The sequence below is a fragment of the Burkholderia sp. HI4860 genome, from assembly GCF_002223045.2.
Taxonomy (GTDB): Bacteria; Pseudomonadota; Gammaproteobacteria; order Burkholderiales; family Burkholderiaceae; genus Burkholderia.
Map to the genome: position 1 here is coordinate 1,539,375 of NZ_NKFO02000003.1, position 18,136 is coordinate 1,557,510.

The window sequence follows — 18,136 nt, forward strand, 5'->3', positions numbered from 1 at the left end:
ATTTCCGTTTATGCGTTCTGCCATTCGGCGGGCGTCAGCGTCTTCATGCTGAGCGCGTGAATTTCCTGTTTCATGCGATCGCCGAGCGCCGCATAGACGAGCTGGTGCCGCTGGATCGGCCGCTTGCCTTCGAAGGCCGCCGACACGATCGTCGCGAAGAAATGCTGGCCGTCGCCTTCGACTTCCAGATGCGTGCAGGCGAGACCGCCGGCGATGTATTGCTTGACCTGTTCGGGAGTCGGCAACATGGTGTAAGGCTCCTGTCGGCGCGCGCCGCCCGGATGGCGGCCGCTGCCTGTCGATATCAATGACGCAGTTTGTAGCCGGTCGCGAGCAGCCGCATCGCGATCAGCGCGAGCAGCACGAAGAAACCGGTGACGATCGCGAGGCTCGCGAACGGGTTGATGTCGGACGCGCCGAAGAACCCGAAACGGAAGCCGTCGATCATGTAGAAAAACGGATTGAGACGCGAGATCTCGCGCCACACGGGCGGCAGCGAGTGCGTCGAATAGAACACGCCGGACAGGAACGTCAGCGGCATGATCAGGAAGTTCTGGAACGCGGCGAGCTGGTCGAACTTCTCGGCCCAGATCCCGGCGATCAGGCCGAGCGTGCCGAGGATCGCCGAGCCGAGCAACGCGAACGCAATGATGAACAGCGGCGCCGCGAAATGCATCGGGATAAACCAGATCGTCACGACGAACACGCCCGTGCCGACGGCGAGGCCACGCACCACGGACGCGAGCACGTACGCGCCGAAGATGTCGCGGTACGACAGCGGCGGCAGCAACATGAACACGAGGTTGCCGGTGATCTTCGACTGGATCAGCGACGACGAGCTGTTCGCGAACGCGTTCTGCAGCACGCTCATCATCACGAGGCCCGGTACGAGAAAGCTCACGTACTCGACGCCCGGATAGACCTCGACGCGGCCCGACAGCGCATGACCGAAGATCGTCAGATACAGCAGCGCCGTGACGATCGGCGCGCACACCGTCTGGAACGACACCTTCCAGAAACGCAGCAGTTCCTTGTAGAACAGCGTTTGAAACCCGCTCATGCCAATCCCTCGATGACGTCGGCTCCGTTCATCACCTGGACGAACACATCCTCGAGGTCGGCCTTGCGGACCTCGATCTCGTCGAACGTGCAGCCCGCCGCGCGGCACTGCGCGAGGATGCGTTCGACATCGTCGTAGCTCGTCAGGCGCAGCAGGTGCTCGCCCGGCGCGCGGGCGGCCGGGTCGGACTCCAGCCCGCGCAGCTCGGACGGCAGCGCGCCGGTCGCGAGGCGCAGGTAGAGCTGCAGCCCCGCGAAGCGGCGCAGCAGCGCATCGGTGCGGTCGAGCGCAACCACTTCGCCACGGCGCAGCATCGCGATACGGTCGCACAGCGACTCGGCTTCCTCGAGGTAATGGGTGGTCAGCACGATCGTGTGGCCTTCGCGGTTCAGGCGCGAGATGAATTTCCACAGCGTCTGGCGCAATTCGACGTCGACGCCGGCGGTCGGTTCGTCGAGCACGATCACGGGCGGCCGGTGCACGAGCGCTTGCGCGACCAGCACGCGGCGCTTCATCCCGCCCGACAGCGCGCGCATGTTCGCGTCGGCCTTCTCGGTCAGGTCGAGATTGGCCATCACTTCGTCGATCCAGTCGTCGTTGCGGCGCAGCCCGAAATAGCCGGACTGGATCCGCAGCGTCTCGCGGACGGTGAAGAACGGATCGAACACGAGTTCCTGCGGCACGACGCCGAGTGCACGGCGCGCGCCACGGAAGTCCTTGACGACGTCGTGACCGCGCACCGAGATACTGCCTTCGTCGGCCCGGGCGAGCCCGGCGAGGATACTGATGAGCGTGGTCTTGCCTGCGCCGTTGGGGCCGAGCAGACCGAAAAACTCGCCCTCCTCGACCGACAGGCTGACGCCCTTGAGCGCCTGAAGCGACTTGTAGCGCTTCTTGACGTGACGGATTTCTATGGCTGACATGACTGTGCGCGACGCCAGGGCCGCGACGCCTATTCTGTGCTTGCTGCGTATGAAAATGGGGGCCGGACGCCGATTGGCTGCCCCGCAAAACGCTTGATTATAGGGCAAACCGGCTGGGGGAGCCGGTGCCGGAGGCACGCGGCCTGAAGCTTGCGCGCGCCGGGCGGCGCGGCAGGCTCCGGTCGGACAGGGTCAATGTCGCCCGGTGCCGTCGATGAGCGCGTCGACGCCGTACGCGCGCGCGAGGCTGGCGAGCTTCGGGGGGAGATTGTGGATGTCGAGGGTCGCGCCGCGCGCCTTGGCGGCACGTTGCCATGCGAGCAGCACGGCGAGCGCGGACGAGTCGAACTGCGTCAGCGCCGCGCAATCGACGGCGGTCGCGCCCGCGCCGATGCGCGCAAGACCGTCCGCGAGCGCGGACTTCGCGCTCGCGACGGTCAGCGAGGAACCGGCTTCGAAGCCGCTCACGACGCTTGCTTGCCGGCGGCAAGTTGCTGGTTGCGCTGCGTGAGGAACTGGATCAGGCCTTCCACGCCGCTTTGCTGGATCTTCTCGTTGAACTGCTGCTGGTACGTCTGGATCAGCCACGCGCCGAGCACGTTCAGGTCATACACCTTCCAGCCGTTGGCCGTCTTGTACAGGCGGTAGTCGATCTGGACCGGCTGGCCGTTGTTCATCGCGACCGTCTTGACCACGACATCGGTATCGGCCGGATCGGCACGGAACGGCGGGTACTGGATCTGCTGGTCCGGCTTCAACTGCGCCAGCGCACCCGAGTACGTGCGGATCAGCAGCAGCTTGAACTGCTCCTGAACCTGCTGTTGCTGGTCGGCCGTCGCGGTGCGCCAGTTACGGCCCATCGCGAGCTGCGTGGTGCGGCGGAAATCGGTGTACGGCAGGATGTCCTTGTTGACGATCGAAATGATGCGGTTGGTGTCGCCCTGCTTGATCGTCTGCTGCTTGACTTCGTCGAGCACCTGCTGCGTCGCCGTCTTGATCAGCGCCTGCGGGTTCGACTGGTCGACTTGCGCGTGGGCTGCGCTGCCGAACGAGAACAGCGCCGCGAAAACGGGGATCAGGAACAGTTTTTTCATCATAGTGGCCTGCATGAATGAGTCGATGCGAAGGTTGGAGCAGGTAGCTTACGCGCAAGTTCGCATACGCTACCGACTGAATCGTTTCCGGCTGTAACGAATGTAAATCCGTCAGTGCAGCCGGATGCTCGGGAAGCGGAACCCGCCCGGCGACGGCGGCGCCACCTGCATCGCCGGCACGTTCGTTTCGCTGGCCGGGTTCGGCGATTCGGCCGTGCCCGAAGCCGGCGCGGCCACCGCCGCGCCCGATGCGCCTGCCGGCGCCGTTGCACCGCCCACCGCCGCTGCGCCCGCCGCACCGGCCGCGCCGGCTGCCGCCGGGGCCGCGCCGTCTTCCGGCAGGTCGTACTTCGGCAGCGCGTCGTTGCCCGACGTCGCGGCCGCCTCGCCGCGCGCGTTGCTGATCAGCATCTGGCGGCGTTGCAGGTACGCGTTACGGACGAACGAATACTTGTCGAGCGCCGCGGCATCCAGCACGTCGCCCGCGCCGAGCAGGTTCGAGCGCGTGTTGACGAGGTTCACGCCGAACAGGCCCCAGCTCAGGCCATCCGGTTTCACGTACGTAAGCGGGTTGCCGACGTAGTCGACGCCCAGGCCGGCCGTGTCGCGCAGCGTGCTCGGGCCGAGCAGCGGCAGCACGAGGTACGGACCCGACGGCATGCCGTAGCGGCCCATCGTGATCCCGAAGTCGGCCGTGTGCTTCGGCAGCTTCGCGATCGTCGCGACGTCGAACAGGCCGCCGACGCCGAACACCGTGTTGATCACGACGCGCATGATGTCGCCCACGCCGTCGGCAATGCGCAGCTGCACGATGTTGTTCGCCGCGATGTAGACGTCGCCGATATTCGAGAAGAAGTTCGTCACGCTGTCGCGCACCGGCTGCGGCACCACGTACTGGTAGCCCTTCGCGACCGGCTTCAGCGCGTACGTGTCGACCGTGTCGTTGAACTTGTACATCGACCGGTTGAAGCCTTCGAGCGGATCGCCCTTGGTCGGCGTCTGCACGGTCGCGCAGCCGCTCAACGCGGCGACTGCCGCTACCGCCAGCGCGGCCTGCCTGATGCGGATCGTCTGCATGGTCATTCCCTCTTGTTTTCTCTCGTGTGGTTATTGGCCGGCCGAACCGGACACCGCCGACGCCGGCACCGCCACCGGTGCGGGCGCGGCGGGCGCGGCGGCCGATGCGCCGGCGGCCGGCTTCGCACCGCCCGCATCGGCGGCCTTGCTGTACAGGAACTGGCCGATCAGGTTCTCGAGCACGATCGCCGATTGCGTCATCGTGATCGTATCGCCCGACTTCAGCATTTCGGTGTCACCGCCCGGATCCAGGCCGATATATTGCTCGCCGAGCAGGCCCGACGTCAGGATCTTCGCCGACGAATCCTTCGGGAACTGATACTGGCCGTCGACATCGATCGTGACGAGCGCCTGGTACGTGTTCGTGTCGAAGCCGATCGACTTCACGCGGCCGACCACGACGCCCGCGCTCTTCACGGCCGCGCGCGGCTTCAGCCCGCCGATATTGTCGAATTTCATCCTCACCGAATAGGTCGGCTGAAACGACAGCGAGCTCATGTTGCCGACCTTGAGCGCCAGGAACAGCACCGCAAGGAAGCCCACCACCACGAACAGGCCGACCCAGAAGTCGAGAGCAGTCTTTTTCATCGTCATCCCAAAATTTGGCTTGGCTGAGGCTTAGCTGAACATCAGCGCGGTCAGCAGGAAATCGAGGCCGAGTACGGCGAGCGACGCGAACACGACCGTCTTGGTGGTCGCGCGCGACACGCCCTCGGGCGTGGGCTTCGCTTCATACCCTTGATACAGCGCAATGAAGGTCACGGCGAACCCGAACACGATGCTCTTGATCACGCCGTTGCCGACGTCGGCCCAGACCTGCACGCCGCCCTGCATCTGCGACCAGAACGCGCCCGGATCGACGCCGATCAGCACGACGCCGACGAAGTAACCGCCGAGCACGCCGACCGCGTTGAAGATCGCCGCCAGCAGCGGCATCGCGATGATGCCCGCCCACATGCGCGGCGCGATCACGTTCTTGATCGGGTCCACCGCCATCATCTCGAGCGCGGTGAGCTGTTCGCCGGCTTTCATCAGGCCGATCTCGGCCGTGAGCGACGTGCCCGCACGCCCCGCGAACAGCAGCGCGGTGACGACCGGCCCGAGCTCACGCACGAGCGACAGCGCGACCAGCAGGCCGAGCGCCTGCTCGGAACCGTAGCGGTTCAGCGTGTAATAGCCCTGCAGGCCAAGCACGAAGCCGACGAACAGCCCCGACACGGCAATGATCACGAACGAATAGTTGCCGAGGAAGTGGATCTGCTTCGTGACCAGCCGCGGCCGGCGCAGCAGCGGGAAGAATTGCAGCACGAGGCGCGCGAACAGCCGCGTGCCGTAGCCCGCGCGTTCGAGGCCGCCGATGACGTAACGTCCGATCGCGCTGATCATGCGCGCCCTCCGCCGAGGCCGAAATCCGCTGCGAGCGGCGGGCTCGTGTAATGAAATTTGAACGGGCCGTCCGGCGCGCCGTCGATGAACTGCCGCACGCTCGGATCGGTCGACGCGCGCAGCTCGTCGGGCGTGCCCTGCGCGAGCACGCCGCCGTTGGCCAGGAAATACACGTAGTCGGCGATCGCGAACGATTCCGGCACGTCGTGCGTGACGAGGATCGACGTGGCACCCAGCGCCTGGTTCAGCGTGCGGATCAGGTTCGCGGTGATGCCGAGCGAGATCGGATCGAGGCCCGCGAACGGCTCGTCGTACATGATGAGCTGCGGATCGAGCGCGATCGCGCGTGCCAGCGCGATACGGCGCGCCATCCCGCCCGACACCTCGGACGGCATCAGGTCGCGCGCGCCGCGCAGCCCGACCGCGTTGAGCTTCATCAGCACGAGGTCGCGGATCAGGTCTTCGGGCAGGTCGGTGTGCTCGCGCAGCGCGAACGCGACGTTCTCGAACACCGACATGTCGGTGAACAACGCGCCGAACTGGAACAGCATGCCCATCTTGCGGCGCAGCGCGTACAGGCCGTCGCGCGTCTGCGCGCCGACATCGGCGCCGTCGAACAGCACCTGGCCGCGGCGCGCACGCACGAGACCGCCGATCAGGCGCAGCACGGTCGTCTTGCCGCAACCCGACCCGCCCATGACCGCAACAACCTGCCCACGCCCGAAGCGCAGGTTCAGGTTGGACAGGACGAGGCGGTCGCCGTAGCCAAAGTCGACGTCGCGAAGTTCCAGCAGTGACTCGGTAGGAGTGGGGCTCACGGAGCTGACAGTCCTTTTACGCAGAACGCCGAATTATAGGGCCTGCATTGGAATGATGTCGTGAAGCCGTTCCGGGCCCTGCGGTCAACGATTGTCAAATTGTCCCGGAAAGCATTGCTGCAACGCAGCAATGGCAGCCCGATAGTCAGCCGCGCCGGTCACCGCACTGACCACCGCGACACTGCCGACGCCCGTTGCCAGCACGCCCGGCAGCGCGTCGAGCCCCACTCCGCCGATCGCGACGAGCGGCGCCTGGGTGCCCGCGAAGCGCGCATAGCGGGTGATCCGCGCGAGGCCCTGTGGCGGCGCAGCAACGGCCTTGGTCGCAGTCGCGTACACGGGGCCGAGCGCGAGGTAGCTCGGGCGCTCGTGCAATGCCCGCAACATTTCGTAATAGCCGTGGCTCGAAAGTCCGAGCCGCAGGCCCGCGCGCGCGATCGCGGCCAGATCGGCCGTCTCGAGGTCTTCCTGACCCAGATGCACGCCGTACGCGCCCTCTTCTGCAGCGATCTGCCAGTGATCGTTGATGAACACGCGCGCATCGGGATAGCGTCGCCCGGCCGCGACCGCGCGGGCGATTTCCCGTCGCATCACGTCCGGCGTCGCGCCTTTCACACGCAGTTGCACGGTCCGCACGCCGCAATCGAGCACGCGTTCGACCCATTCGGCGTCCGGCACGACCGGATACAGGCCGAGTTGCGCGGGGCACGGCGCGAATGCGGGTTCGGGCGCGGCCGGCAGCCCGGCGACCCGCGGGAACTGCGCGGCGTCGACCGGCCACGCATCGGCGGCGCGGGTTTCATCGCCGTCGCGCCAGGCCAGCGCGAGCACCAGCGCATCGATCGGCGCGAAGCCGCAATCGAGGAACGCCGCAAGTGCGGCGATCCAGTCGTCCCCGAGCGGATGCGCGGCGTCGAGCGCATAACGCGCGCCCGCTGCGTGAAACACCGCGCCCTGCTCGTCGAATTCGATCGCGACGGCGCCCGGCGCCGCGGGCCGCGACGCGGCCGACACGCGCGCCTGCGCGGCGCGGTCGCCAGCCGAGACGATCAGCACGTCGCCATCGGCCGGCGCATCGGGCACCGCGACGCAGAGCCGCCACGGCGCAGCGCCGCGCGGCCAGTCGCCGAGCCGTGCGCGAATCCGTTCGGCCGCTTCGGCCAGTTCGTCGGCCGGCGGCCAGAATGCATCGGCGAAACGCGCGCTCATGCACCGCCTCCGTCCTGGTGCCAGAACGGCATCCCGACGACCGGCGTGCTCGCATGCGCGGTCTCGCGCGCATCCATCGGCCCGGCGAGATACGCGGCACGGCCGGCCTCGACGCCCTGCGCAAACGCGCGCGCCATGATCTCGGGATGCGTGGCCTGCGACACGGCCGTGTTCAGCAACACGCCGTCGAAGCCCCACTCCATCACCTGGCACGCATGCGACGGCACGCCGAGCCCCGCGTCGACGATCAGCGGCACGTCCGGCAGCCGCTCGCGCAGCACGCGCAGGCCGTACGGGTTCACGACGCCCTTGCCCGTGCCGATCGGCGCGCCCCACGGCATCAGCGCCTCGCAGCCGACGTCGAGCAGGCGCCGGCCGATCACCAGATCCTCGGTGCAGTACGGCAGCACCTTGAAACCGTCCTTGACCAGTTGCGCGGCCGCTTCGATCAGGCCGACCGGGTCGGGCTGCAGCGTGTAGTCGTCGCCGATCAGTTCGAGCTTGATCCAGTCGGTGCCGAAGACCTCGCGCGCCATGAGCGCGGTCGTCACGGCTTCGGCGACGGTCTGGCAGCCGGCCGTGTTCGGCAGCAGCGGCACCGCGTGGCGCTTGAGCAGGTCGAAGAAGCCGGCTTCGGCCGTGCCGCCCGTCATCTGGCGGCGCAGCGCGACCGTCACCATCCCGGGACGCGACGCGGCGATCGAATCGGACAGCGACTGCAGCGACGGGTAGCGCGACGTGCCGAGCAACACGCGGCTTGCGAAGGTTTCGCCGTACAGCGTCAACGCGTCGGCGGAGGTGAGGGACGTCATGTCGTTTTCCTGAATGAGCGGGGACGATGCGTGAACAACGCGGCGGCGCTCAGCCGCCCGCGACCGGGTGCACGACGTCGAGCTTGTCGCCCGCCGCGAGTGCGCGCGCCGCGTGCTGCGTGCGCGCGACGAAGTTGCCGTTCAGCGCGACCGCGTACGGCGGACGCGCGCCGTATGCGGCGAGCGCGTCGGCCACCGTTGCGCCGTCGGGCAACGTCAGGTTCTGTTGGTTGATCTGGATGTCCATGAGGCTTCGTCGAATTCGGTCGGCAACGCGCGTCAGGCCGGCTGGCGCGCGTCGTTGCGGTGATGAAGGAGCGTCGGCCAGCGCTCGGCGTCGCGCCACGCGGCGAACGCATCGGCATCGCCGAACGCGCCGCCGAGCGCGGCTTCGGCGAACGCGACCGCCGCGTGCGCGACTTCCGGCGCGATCATGAAGCCGTGCCGGTACAGGCCGTTGACGGCGAGCGTCGACGCGCCATCCCAGATCACCGCCGGGCGATGATCGGGCAGCGTCGGCCGGCACTGCGCATTGAGTTCGAGGATGCGCGCCTCGCCGAACGCCGGATGCACGGAGAACGCCGCGCTCAGCAGTTCGAGCGCGGAGCGCACGCTGACGGGCGACATGTCCTCGCCCTCCACCTCGGTCGCGCCGATCACATAGAGATCGTCCTGCTTCGGTGCGATGTACAGCGGGTAGCGCGGATGCAGCAGCCGCACGGGCCGCGTGAGCCCGATGCCGGGCGCGCGCACGCGCGCGACTTCGCCGCGGATGCCGCGCAACGCGGGCAGCGTGGGTTTCGCGCCGAGCCCGCGGCAATCGATCGTGAAATGCGCGGCAGGCAGGTTCGCGTCGTCGATCGTGACGTGCCAGTGCAGGTCGACGCCGCGCTCGACGAGGCCGGCCGCGAGCGCGCGCAGCGCCTGGCGATTGTCGAGCTGGCCTTCGTTCGGCAACAGCAGGCCACGCGCGAAGCGGCCCGCGAGCACGGGCTCGGCCGCGTCGACCTGCGCGCCGGCGAGCGTCACGAAACCGCGGTCGAACAGGTCGGCCGGCGCGTTCGCGCGCACGCGCCGCTCGAACAGCGGCGCCTCCGCGCGATCGGCGTGGTGCCAGACGACGAGCGTGCCGTGCTGCTGGAAGAAGACGGGTTCGGGCAGTTCCGCGAGCCACTGCGGCCAGCGCGCGAGCGACGCGGCGCCCAGCTCGGTGATCAGCAGCTCGGCGCTCGCCGCTTCCGCGAGCGGCGCGAGCATCGCGGCCGCGATCCACGCGGCCGACTGCTCGCCGTCCGGGCCGCCGCGCTCGTAAAGCGCGACGCGATGCCCGTCGCCCGCGAGCCGCCAGGCGATCAGGCGGCCGACGAGGCCGCCGCCGAGCACCGCGAAATCGGGTCGGGAATCCCGGGCGTTCATCGCGCGCCCTCCGCGCCCGCGCGCACGACGAGCGTCGACGCGCACGCGCCGCCGGATGCGAACGCACGCGGCATCGGGCCGGGAATCATGCAAAAGACTGAAGATTGTGCGGTCATCATTCCTTCCGTAACGCGCAAAGCGCGTACCCAAAAGGACGAAACCGGCACCAAAGGCCGGCCGGGCGGGACAAGGGCGCTGACCATGTGGGATGGCAGCCAGCGCGACCCGGCGGGATCAGAAACTTCCCTCGCCGGTATTACCCGGATCGGGTGCGAAGGGTCTTTCTCAGCCTCATCGCGCTGCCCGGAACATCTGCCGGCCGCGCCACGAAGCACCCCTGTTTCGTCGTCGGCCATTAGACCATAAAAGCGGAAAGCGCCGCAAACTGTCCCCCTTGCGGCAAATTCGCCGACGTGACGCGCCGCTCTGGCACAATGCCCGCAGGCCGGCCGCGCGAGCGGCCGGTTGCCGCGTCACCGCCGGCCTTAAGTGCCGTTTAAGACGCGCGGGCGACCATCCGGACGCCCGCCGTCAGTCGGCGCCGCGTCCCGGCATGCCGTATCGCGGCGCGCGCCCGGCCCGCGCGCCGGCTACTCATCAGGAAGCACATGACCCAATCGATCGATCCCGTCCGCTCCGCCTCCGACGCGCCGCAGGACGAGCGCCCGGTATCCGCATGGAGCCTCATCAAGCCCTACTGGGTATCGTCCGAATGGAAAATCGCGTGGGGCCTGCTGGTCACGATCATCGCGATCAACCTCTGCGTGGTCTGGATCAACGTCCGGCTGAACAAGTGGAATGCGGAGTTCTACAACGCGCTGCAGTCGAAGGACGTCCACGACTTCCCGAACCTGCTGATGCAGTTCTCCGCGCTCGCGTTCGCGTTCATCATCCTCGCCGTGTACGGCCGCTACCTGCGGCAGATGCTCGGCTTCCGCTGGCGCCAGTGGCTCACCGACCGCTTTCTCGGCCAGTGGCTCGGCGATCGCGCGTTCTACCGGATCGAGCGTGACCGCCTCGCCGACAACCCCGACCAGCGGATCACCGACGACCTCCAGTCGTTCGCGACGACCACGCTCGCGCTGTCGCTCGACCTGCTGTCGACGGTCGTCACGCTCGTGTCGTTCATCACGATCCTGTGGTCGCTCGCCGGCGCGCTGACGATTTCGCTCGGCGCGACGCCGATCGCGATCCCCGGCTACATGGTGTGGGCGGCCGCGCTGTACGCGGTGGTCGGCTCGCTGATCATCCAGAAGGTCGGCCATCCGCTCGTGTCGATCAACTACCAGCAGCAGCGCGTCGAGGCCGACTTCCGCTTCGGGCTGATCCGCGTGCGCGAGAACGCCGAGCAGATCGCGTTCTACGACGGCGAGAAGACCGAGACCGGCAACGCGCAAAACCTCTTCATGCGCATCCGTGACAACTGGTGGCGCGTGATGAAGTACACGAAGCGACTCACGTTCGTGCTGAGCTTCTACGGGCAGATCGCGATCATCTTCCCGCTCGTCGTCGCCGCGCCGCGCTATTTCGCGGGCGCGTTCTCGTTCGGCGTGCTGATGCAGATCTCGTCCGCGTTCGGCACCGTCAGCGACTCGTTCTCGTGGTTCATCAACAGTTACTCGACCCTCGTCGAATGGCGCGCCACCGTCAACCGTCTGCGCGAATTCAAGCGCGTGATGGGCACGTCGCACCTGAAGGAAAGCCTGTCGCCCGCGACCGAGCACGGCGGCATCAACCTGCACTACGTCGACGACGCGAAGCTGTCGACGTCGTCGCTCAAGCTCGCGCTGCCGAACGGCAACGCGCTCGCGACCATCGGCAGCGTCACGATCGAGCCCGGCTCGCGCTGGCTCGTGGTCGGCAAGTCGGGTTCCGGCAAGAGCACGTTCATGCGCGCGCTCGCGGGCCTGTGGCCGTTCGGCGACGGCGCGATCGATGCACCGGTCGGCGCGCGGATGATGTTCGTGCCGCAGACGAGCTACTTGCCGATCGGCACGTTGAAGGCCGCGCTCACCTATCCGGCGACGGCCGACGCGTTCAGCGACGAAGCCTGCCGCGACGCGCTGCGCGCATGCCGCCTCGAGGATTACGTCGGCCGCCTCGACGAAACCGCGCACTGGACCCGCGTGCTGTCGCCGGGCGAACAGCAGCGCCTGGCCGGCGCGCGCGTCCTGCTGCACAAGCCCGACTTCCTGTTCCTCGACGAAGCGACCAGCGCGCTCGACGCCGACAACGAAGCGCGCCTGTACCACCTGTTCGCCGAACGGCTGCCGAAGGCCGCGATCGTCAGCATCGCGCACCGCGAGTCGCTGGCCGCGTTCCATGTGGGCACGATCAACGTCGAGCGCGTGAACGACAGCGATAAGGTCGCGGCTTGAGCGCACGCGCCGCGCCCATCGCACGGATCGCGCTGATCACCGGCGCGGGTTCGGGGATCGGTGCGGCGCTCGCGCGGCGGCTCGCGGCACCCGGCATCGCGCTGGCGCTGCACGCGCGCGGCGCGGACGAAGCGGCGCGCGCCCGGCTCACCGACGTTGCTCATGCATGCACGGCGGCCGGCGCGGAGTGCGTCACGCTCACCGGCGATCTCGGCGAGCCGGGCGTCGCCGCGTCTCTCGTCGATGCAACCGCCACGCACTTCGGCGGCCTCGATCATCTCGTCGCCAATGCCGGCTTCGCCGCGCGGCAATCCTTTTCCGGTCTTTCCGCGGATGCGCTCACGTCGGCCTTCGCGGCGATGCCCGGCGCGTTCTCGGCGCTCGCGGGCCGCGCGCGGCCGCTGCTCGAAGCGTCGGTGGCGCCGCGAATCGTCGCGGTCAGTTCGTTCGTCGCGCACCGCTACCGCGCCGACGCGCCGTTCGCGGCCACCGCCGCGGCGAAGGCCGCGCTCGAATCGCTCGTGCGCTCCGCGGCCGCCGAATTCGCCGCGCGCGGCATCACCGTCAATGCGGTCGCGCCCGGCTTCACGCGCAAGGACCACGGGCCGAGCGCCGGCAATGCCGCCGCCTGGGCGCAGGCCGAACAGGCGACACCGCTCGGCCGGATCGCCGAACCCGACGATGTGGCCGCGCTGATCGCGTTCCTGCTGTCGGACGCCGCGCGGCAGATCACCGGCCAGGTCGTGCATGTCGACGGTGGCCTGACGCTCTGAAGCACGTGCCGGCGCACGGTGCCGGCGCGTGGACCGCCACCTTTGCCCAGGCCTGCACGACGCCCCAGCGCGATTGGGTCCGCCATCCCGCCTTCCGCGAGCGAACACCCGCCGCCCTCACCGCTCATTGAGCCGCCACGCACCGGCACTCCCCTTTTTGGCACCCCGCATCCCGCCCGTAAAATAGCCGCCAGACGGCAGCGCGAGACGAGACAGAAGAGGGGGCGGCAAGCATGCAGGCATTCCAGTGGTTCAACGAGCTGTCGACGCGCGAGCGCAGGACGCTGTACGCCGGCTTCGGCGGCTACGCGGTCGATGCGTTCGACTTCATGATCTATTCGTTCCTGATTCCGACGCTGATCGCCACCTGGGGCATGACGAAGAGCGAGGCCGGGATGATCGCGACGAGCTCGCTGATCTCGTCGGCGCTCGGCGGCTGGGTCGCCGGCATCCTCGCCGACCGCTACGGCCGCGTACGCGTGCTGCAGTGGACCATCGCGACGTTCGCGCTGTTCACCTGCCTGTCCGGCTTCACCCATTCGTTCTGGCAACTGCTCGCGACGCGCACGCTGCAGGGCTTCGGCTTCGGCGGCGAATGGTCGGTCGTGACGATCATGATGGCCGAGACGATCCGCTCGCCCGAGCATCGCGGAAAAGCGGTCGGCACCGTGCAGAGCAGCTGGTCGTTCGGCTGGGGCGCGGCCGCGATCCTCTACTGGGCCTTCTTCGCGCTGCTGCCCGAGCAGGTCGCGTGGCGCGCGTGCTTCTGGATCGGCATCCTGCCCGCGCTGTGGATCCTGTATATCCGCCGCAACGTCAGCGATCCCGACATCTACACGGCCACCCGCCGCGCGCGCGACGAAGGCCGCGTGTCGGGCCACTTCCTCGAGATCTTCTCGCCGCCGCACCTGCGCGCGACGCTGTTCGGCAGCGCGCTGTGCACCGGGATGCTCGGCGGCTACTACGCGATCACGACGTGGCTGCCCACCTACCTGAAAACCGTCCGCCACCTGTCGGTGTTCAACACGAGCGGCTATCTCGTCGTGCTGATCGTCGGCTCGTTCGTCGGCTACGTGGTCGGCGCGATCCTGTCCGACCGGCTCGGCCGCCGCGCGTCGTTCATCCTGTTCGCGATCGGCTCGTTCTCGCTCGGCATGGCGTACACGATGCTGCCGATCACCGACACCGCGATGCTGCTGCTCGGCTTCCCGCTCGGCATCGTCGTGCAGGGAATCTTCGCGGGCGTCGGCGCTTATCTGTCGGAGCTGTATCCGGGCGCGATCCGCGGCTCGGGCCAGGGCTTCTGCTACAACCTCGGGCGCGGGCTCGGCTCGTTCTTCCCGATTCTCGTCGGCGCGCTGTCGCAATCCATGTCGCTCGTGAAGGCGATCGGCCTCGTGGCGGGCGGCGGCTACCTGCTCGTGATCGTCGCCGCGCTCGTGCTGCCGGAAACGCGCGGCAAGTCGCTCGTCGACGATCCGGCCGTCGCGTCATGAGCGGCCTCCTCGTTCGGGAAACCGCATGCACGTGATCGTTCTCGGCGCCGGCGTGATCGGCGTCACCACCGCCTGGCACCTGTGCGAAGCAGGCTGCGACGTCACCGTGATCGAACGCGAAGCCGACGTCGCGCTGGCGACGAGCCTCGGCAACGCGGGCGTGATCGCCCCCGGCTACGTGACGCCGTGGGCCGCGCCGGGGATGCCGGGCAAGATCCTCAAGTACCTGTTCAAGCCCGCTTCGCCGCTGATCTTCCGGCCGACGCTCGACGCCGCACAGTGGCGCTGGATCGCGCACTGGCTGCGCGAATGCGAGTTCGAGCGGTTCCGTGTGAACAAGCAGCGGATGCAGCGCATCGCGTACTACAGCCGCGCGTGCCTGCACGCGTTTCGCGACAGCCATCCGTTCGACTACGGCGCGAGCCGCGGCTACCTGCAACTGCTGCGCGGCGCGTTCGACGTCGAGATGGTGCAGCCCGCGTTGAAGGTGCTGCGCGACGCGGGCATCACGTTCCGCGAACTCGACGCGGCCGGCTGCACGGCGATCGAGCCGGGCCTGCGCTGGGCGCGGCAGGCACCCGTCGGCGGCATCTACCTGCCCGACGACGAAGCCGGCGACTGCGCACGCTTCACGCGCGAACTGCGAGCGCTGTGCGAAGCCAACGGCGTGACGTTCCGCTTTCGCATGGAAGTGCGGGCGCTCGACGTTGCAGCCGGCCGCGTGCGCGGCGTGCGGATCCTCGGTAACGGCGGCGATGCTGGCGGACCGAACCCGCGCGCATCGAACCCCGGCGGCAAGCACCGCGACGTGCGGCTCGCCGCCGATGCAATCGTCGTCGCGCTCGGTGTCGACAGCGCCGGCCTGCTGCGGCCGCACGGCATCGACGTGCCGCTGTATCCGGTGAAGGGCTACTCGGCGACGCTCGCCGTCGTCGACGACGAAAAATCGCCGCACGCCGCGCTGATGGACGAATCGCTGAAGACGGCGATCACGCGTTTCGGCCCGACGCTGCGCGTCGCGGGTACCGCGGAACTCGGCAACCGGCACGCCGCACTGCGCCAGCAGGCGCTCGATACGCTGATGAAGGTACTCGACGACTGGTTCCCGCACGCGGCCGATCGCGCGTCGGCGCGCTTCTGGGTCGGCCGCCGACCGATGACACCCGACGGGCCGCCGCTGCTGGGCGCGAGCGGGGTCGACGGACTCTGGCTGAACGTTGGCCACGGTTCGACGGGCTGGGCGATGTCGATGGGCTCGGGGAAGGTGGTGGCGGATCTCGTCACGGGGCGAGAACCGGAGATCGACCTGTCGGGATTGACGCTCGCGCGCTACGCTCGGTAGGCACGGCAGGCACGTCGATATCGTCGACGCGATGCGCTGACGCGATACCCATGGCTGCCGGCAATCGCAACGCGGCTCACAAGCCGCTCACTGCGCCGCGTGGCCGCCCGCGTCACCGTCCGCCTCTCCATCCGCCCGCGCAATCGGCGCCGACACGATCGGCCGATGCGACACGCCTTCGTGCGACAGCCGGCTTTCGAACAGCGTGAGCGCGTCGAACCGCAGCGCGACCGGCCGCTTCACTACACCGCCGTGCGCCGGCTGCCCGACCGCATCGTGCGGCAGCCGCGCGAGCGTCACGTGCGGGCGGAACGGCCGCCGGTCGGCCGGCACGCCGAGTTCGCGCAGCTTCGCCGACAGTGCGAGATTCAACGCCGCACACGCCGGCTCGGCGGCCAGCTCGGCGACGATCAGCCGCGCGCGCGGCAGGCTCGGCCACCATGCGATCCGTTCGACCGGCATCAGCGGCAGCGCATGCGCGGCCGCGAGCGCCGGCAGGCACGCGGCCAGCGCGTCGCAGCACGCCCGCTCGATCGCGCCGACGAACGCAAGCGTCACATGCAGTTGCGCGGGCAGCGGACGCCGCGCGCCCCGGGTAACCGGCAGCGCGTGCAGCGCGTCGCGCGATGCCGCATCGGGCATCAGCGCGACGAACACGCGCAGCCGGTCGCCGTTCATGACCCGCTCGCCACCGCGCGCGGCGCGCGCGCCGGATCAGCCGCGGCCGGACGTTGCGGCAGCGGGCCATGCTCGCCCCACACGTCGGTCGGCAGCACGTTCGCGAGTTCCGGAATCGTGTTGCGCGTGAACACCGGCTCGGCCACGCCGTCCGCGCGCTGGCGGCGATAGTCGCGCCAGGCCGCATGCGCGTACTTGCCGAGCGCGAGGATCGCGATCAGGTTGATGATCGCCATCAGCCCCATGCTCGTATCGGCCATCGCCCACACGAGCGGCAGTTGCCCGACGCTGCCGAACATCACCATCGCGAGCACCGCGACGCGGAACAGCGGCAGCACGCCGCGCCGCTTCGTGATGAATTCGACGTTGCCTTCCGCATACGCGTAGTTGCCGATCACCGACGAGTACGCGAAGAAGAAGATCGCGAACGCCATGTAGATGCCGCCCCAGTCGCCGACGTGGCTCGCGATCGAGCGCTGCGTGAGCGCCGCGCCTTCCATGCCGGTGCCCAGCTCGTACTGGCCCGACAGCAGGATCACGAAGGCGGTCGCGCTGCAGATCACGATCGTGTCGACGAACACGCCGAGCATCTGGATCAGCCCCTGCACGACCGGATGCCGCGTGCTGGCGGTTGCCGCCGCATTCGGCGCGCTGCCCATGCCGGCCTCGTTCGAGAACAGCCCGCGCTTCACGCCCATCGCGACCGCCTGACTGACCGCATAGCCCGTCAGGCCACCCGCCGCCTGCTCGAGACCGAACGCGCTCTTCACGATCAGCGCGATCACGCCCGGCACCAGCGCGATATGCGTGGCGACCGCATAGACCGCGAGCGCGAGATAGCCGATCGCCATCAGCGGCACGATCACCTGCGCAACCGCCGCGATCCGGCGAATCCCGCCGAAGATGATCGGCGCGGTCAGCAGCACGAGCCCGAGGCCGACCGTCGCGCGGCTCCAGCCGAACGACGTGTCGAACGCATCGGCGATCGCGTTGGCCTGCACCGCATTGAACACGAAGCCGAACGCGAGGATCAGCGACAGCGAGAACAGCACGCCGAAGCCGCGCGAGCGCAGGCCCGTCTGGATGTAGTACGCGGGGCCGCCGCGATAGCTGCCGTCCGAATGCGACACCTTGAAGATCTGCGCGAGCGTCGCCTCGACGAACGCGGACGACATCCCGACCAGCGCCGTCATCCACATCCAGAAGATCGCGCCCGGCCCGCCGACGGTCAGCGCGACCGCGACGCCGGCGATGTTGCCGGTGCCGACGCGGCTCGCGAGCCCGGTCGCGAACGCCTGGAACGACGAGATGCTGCCCGGCTCGCCCTTGCTGCCGACCAGCTTCACGCTGAGCAACAGCGCCTTCAGCTGGATCATCCGGAACCGCAACGTGAACCACAGGCCCACGCCGAGCAGCAGCGCGATCAGCACGTAGTTCCACAACACGCCGTTGACGGCGTCGATCAGCCCTTGCACGAGTGCTTCCATCCAGAATCCTTGTAAATAGGGTCAGTCACATGTGATAGCCGCTCGCTTCACGGCCGGAGGGGCGACATGATATGACAGTTTGCAAGGATCATTACAAAACGAAAGGTTTGGGATGACCGGAAATTGCTGCCGGATGTGATCAGATTAGGCGACGCTTCGCGAAAATGCGGAGTCGCCAGGATCGCGA

General features: G+C 68.4%; 19 protein-coding genes and 1 riboswitch. Of the genes, 4 read left to right on the forward strand and 15 right to left on the reverse strand.

The genetic code is table 11. From position 1 onward, the window contains the following. Positions 1 to 8: 8 nt before the first annotated feature. The 13 genes from CFB34_RS22405 to CFB34_RS22465 form a co-directional block, all read right to left on the reverse strand. Positions 9 to 248, reverse strand: a complete 240-nt coding sequence (locus CFB34_RS22405) for a BolA family protein (RefSeq protein WP_006477131.1) — start codon at positions 246 to 248, stop codon at positions 9 to 11. Positions 249 to 304: 56 nt separating this feature from the next. After that, positions 305 to 1,060, reverse strand: a complete 756-nt coding sequence (locus CFB34_RS22410; protein ID WP_011350723.1) for an ABC transporter permease — start codon at positions 1,058 to 1,060, stop codon at positions 305 to 307. Further along, complete coding sequence (locus CFB34_RS22415; RefSeq protein WP_011350722.1) at positions 1,057 to 1,983, reverse strand: ABC transporter ATP-binding protein; 927 nt, start codon at positions 1,981 to 1,983, stop codon at positions 1,057 to 1,059. The genes CFB34_RS22410 and CFB34_RS22415 overlap by 4 nt, the downstream gene beginning before the upstream one ends. A 192-nt stretch (positions 1,984 to 2,175) precedes the next feature. After that, positions 2,176 to 2,451 carry an STAS domain-containing protein gene (locus CFB34_RS22420; RefSeq protein ID WP_089424333.1) on the reverse strand — a complete coding sequence of 92 codons (276 nt, stop codon included), beginning with the start codon at positions 2,449 to 2,451 and terminating at the stop codon, positions 2,176 to 2,178. Further along, positions 2,448 to 3,077 (reverse strand): ABC transporter substrate-binding protein, encoded by a 630-nt coding sequence (locus CFB34_RS22425; protein WP_089439148.1) that lies wholly within the window; start codon positions 3,075 to 3,077, stop codon positions 2,448 to 2,450. The genes CFB34_RS22420 and CFB34_RS22425 overlap by 4 nt, the downstream gene beginning before the upstream one ends. A 111-nt stretch (positions 3,078 to 3,188) precedes the next feature. After that, complete coding sequence (locus tag CFB34_RS22430; protein WP_089439147.1) at positions 3,189 to 4,154, reverse strand: VacJ family lipoprotein; 966 nt, start codon at positions 4,152 to 4,154, stop codon at positions 3,189 to 3,191. Between the two features lie 30 nt (positions 4,155 to 4,184). Continuing rightward, positions 4,185 to 4,748 (reverse strand): outer membrane lipid asymmetry maintenance protein MlaD, encoded by a 564-nt coding sequence (mlaD, locus tag CFB34_RS22435; RefSeq protein WP_089439068.1) that lies wholly within the window; start codon positions 4,746 to 4,748, stop codon positions 4,185 to 4,187. Between the two features lie 24 nt (positions 4,749 to 4,772). Further along, positions 4,773 to 5,540, reverse strand: coding sequence for a lipid asymmetry maintenance ABC transporter permease subunit MlaE (mlaE, locus tag CFB34_RS22440; protein ID WP_089439067.1), 768 nt, complete (start codon positions 5,538 to 5,540; stop codon positions 4,773 to 4,775). After that, positions 5,537 to 6,358, reverse strand: a complete 822-nt coding sequence (locus CFB34_RS22445; RefSeq protein ID WP_039366673.1) for an ABC transporter ATP-binding protein — start codon at positions 6,356 to 6,358, stop codon at positions 5,537 to 5,539. The genes mlaE and CFB34_RS22445 overlap by 4 nt, the downstream gene beginning before the upstream one ends. Positions 6,359 to 6,442: 84 nt before the next feature. Then, complete coding sequence (gene thiE, locus CFB34_RS22450; protein ID WP_089439066.1) at positions 6,443 to 7,567, reverse strand: thiamine phosphate synthase; 1,125 nt, start codon at positions 7,565 to 7,567, stop codon at positions 6,443 to 6,445. After that, complete coding sequence (locus CFB34_RS22455) at positions 7,564 to 8,379, reverse strand: thiazole synthase (protein WP_089439065.1); 816 nt, start codon at positions 8,377 to 8,379, stop codon at positions 7,564 to 7,566. The genes thiE and CFB34_RS22455 overlap by 4 nt, the downstream gene beginning before the upstream one ends. 49 nt (positions 8,380 to 8,428) lie before the next feature. Beyond that, positions 8,429 to 8,626, reverse strand: a complete 198-nt coding sequence (thiS, locus tag CFB34_RS22460) for a sulfur carrier protein ThiS (RefSeq protein WP_011350713.1) — start codon at positions 8,624 to 8,626, stop codon at positions 8,429 to 8,431. 32 nt (positions 8,627 to 8,658) lie between these two features. Continuing rightward, positions 8,659 to 9,795, reverse strand: a complete 1,137-nt coding sequence (locus CFB34_RS22465; RefSeq protein WP_089439064.1) for an FAD-dependent oxidoreductase — start codon at positions 9,793 to 9,795, stop codon at positions 8,659 to 8,661. A 225-nt stretch (positions 9,796 to 10,020) separates the two neighbouring features. Next, positions 10,021 to 10,144, reverse strand: a riboswitch (TPP riboswitch). 259 nt (positions 10,145 to 10,403) lie between these two features. Here CFB34_RS22465 and CFB34_RS22470 point away from each other — a divergent pair. The 4 genes from CFB34_RS22470 (at position 10,404) to CFB34_RS22485 (ending at position 15,784) form a co-directional block, all read left to right on the forward strand. After that, a complete protein-coding gene (locus CFB34_RS22470) occupies positions 10,404 to 12,173 on the forward strand; it encodes an ABC transporter ATP-binding protein/permease (protein ID WP_089439063.1) in 1,770 nt (589 codons plus the stop codon). Further along, on the forward strand, positions 12,170 to 12,946 hold the full coding sequence (locus tag CFB34_RS22475; protein ID WP_089439062.1) for an SDR family oxidoreductase: 777 nt from the start codon (positions 12,170 to 12,172) through the stop codon (positions 12,944 to 12,946). The genes CFB34_RS22470 and CFB34_RS22475 overlap by 4 nt, the downstream gene beginning before the upstream one ends. Positions 12,947 to 13,179: 233 nt before the next feature. After that, a complete protein-coding gene (locus tag CFB34_RS22480) occupies positions 13,180 to 14,442 on the forward strand; it encodes an MFS transporter (RefSeq protein WP_089430505.1) in 1,263 nt (420 codons plus the stop codon). Then, on the forward strand, positions 14,423 to 15,784 hold the full coding sequence (locus CFB34_RS22485) for a D-amino acid dehydrogenase (protein ID WP_347404559.1): 1,362 nt from the start codon (positions 14,423 to 14,425) through the stop codon (positions 15,782 to 15,784). Before CFB34_RS22480 ends, CFB34_RS22485 begins: the two co-directional genes overlap by 20 nt. Positions 15,785 to 15,871: 87 nt before the next feature. Here the strand turns inward: CFB34_RS22485 and thpR are convergent, their stop codons facing one another. Together thpR and CFB34_RS22495 are read right to left on the reverse strand one after the other, a co-directional pair. Beyond that, positions 15,872 to 16,462, reverse strand: a complete 591-nt coding sequence (gene thpR, locus CFB34_RS22490) for an RNA 2',3'-cyclic phosphodiesterase (protein WP_089439060.1) — start codon at positions 16,460 to 16,462, stop codon at positions 15,872 to 15,874. After that, positions 16,459 to 17,949 (reverse strand): alanine/glycine:cation symporter family protein, encoded by a 1,491-nt coding sequence (locus CFB34_RS22495; RefSeq protein ID WP_089439059.1) that lies wholly within the window; start codon positions 17,947 to 17,949, stop codon positions 16,459 to 16,461. Before CFB34_RS22495 ends, thpR begins: the two co-directional genes overlap by 4 nt. Positions 17,950 to 18,136: the final 187 nt, after the last annotated feature.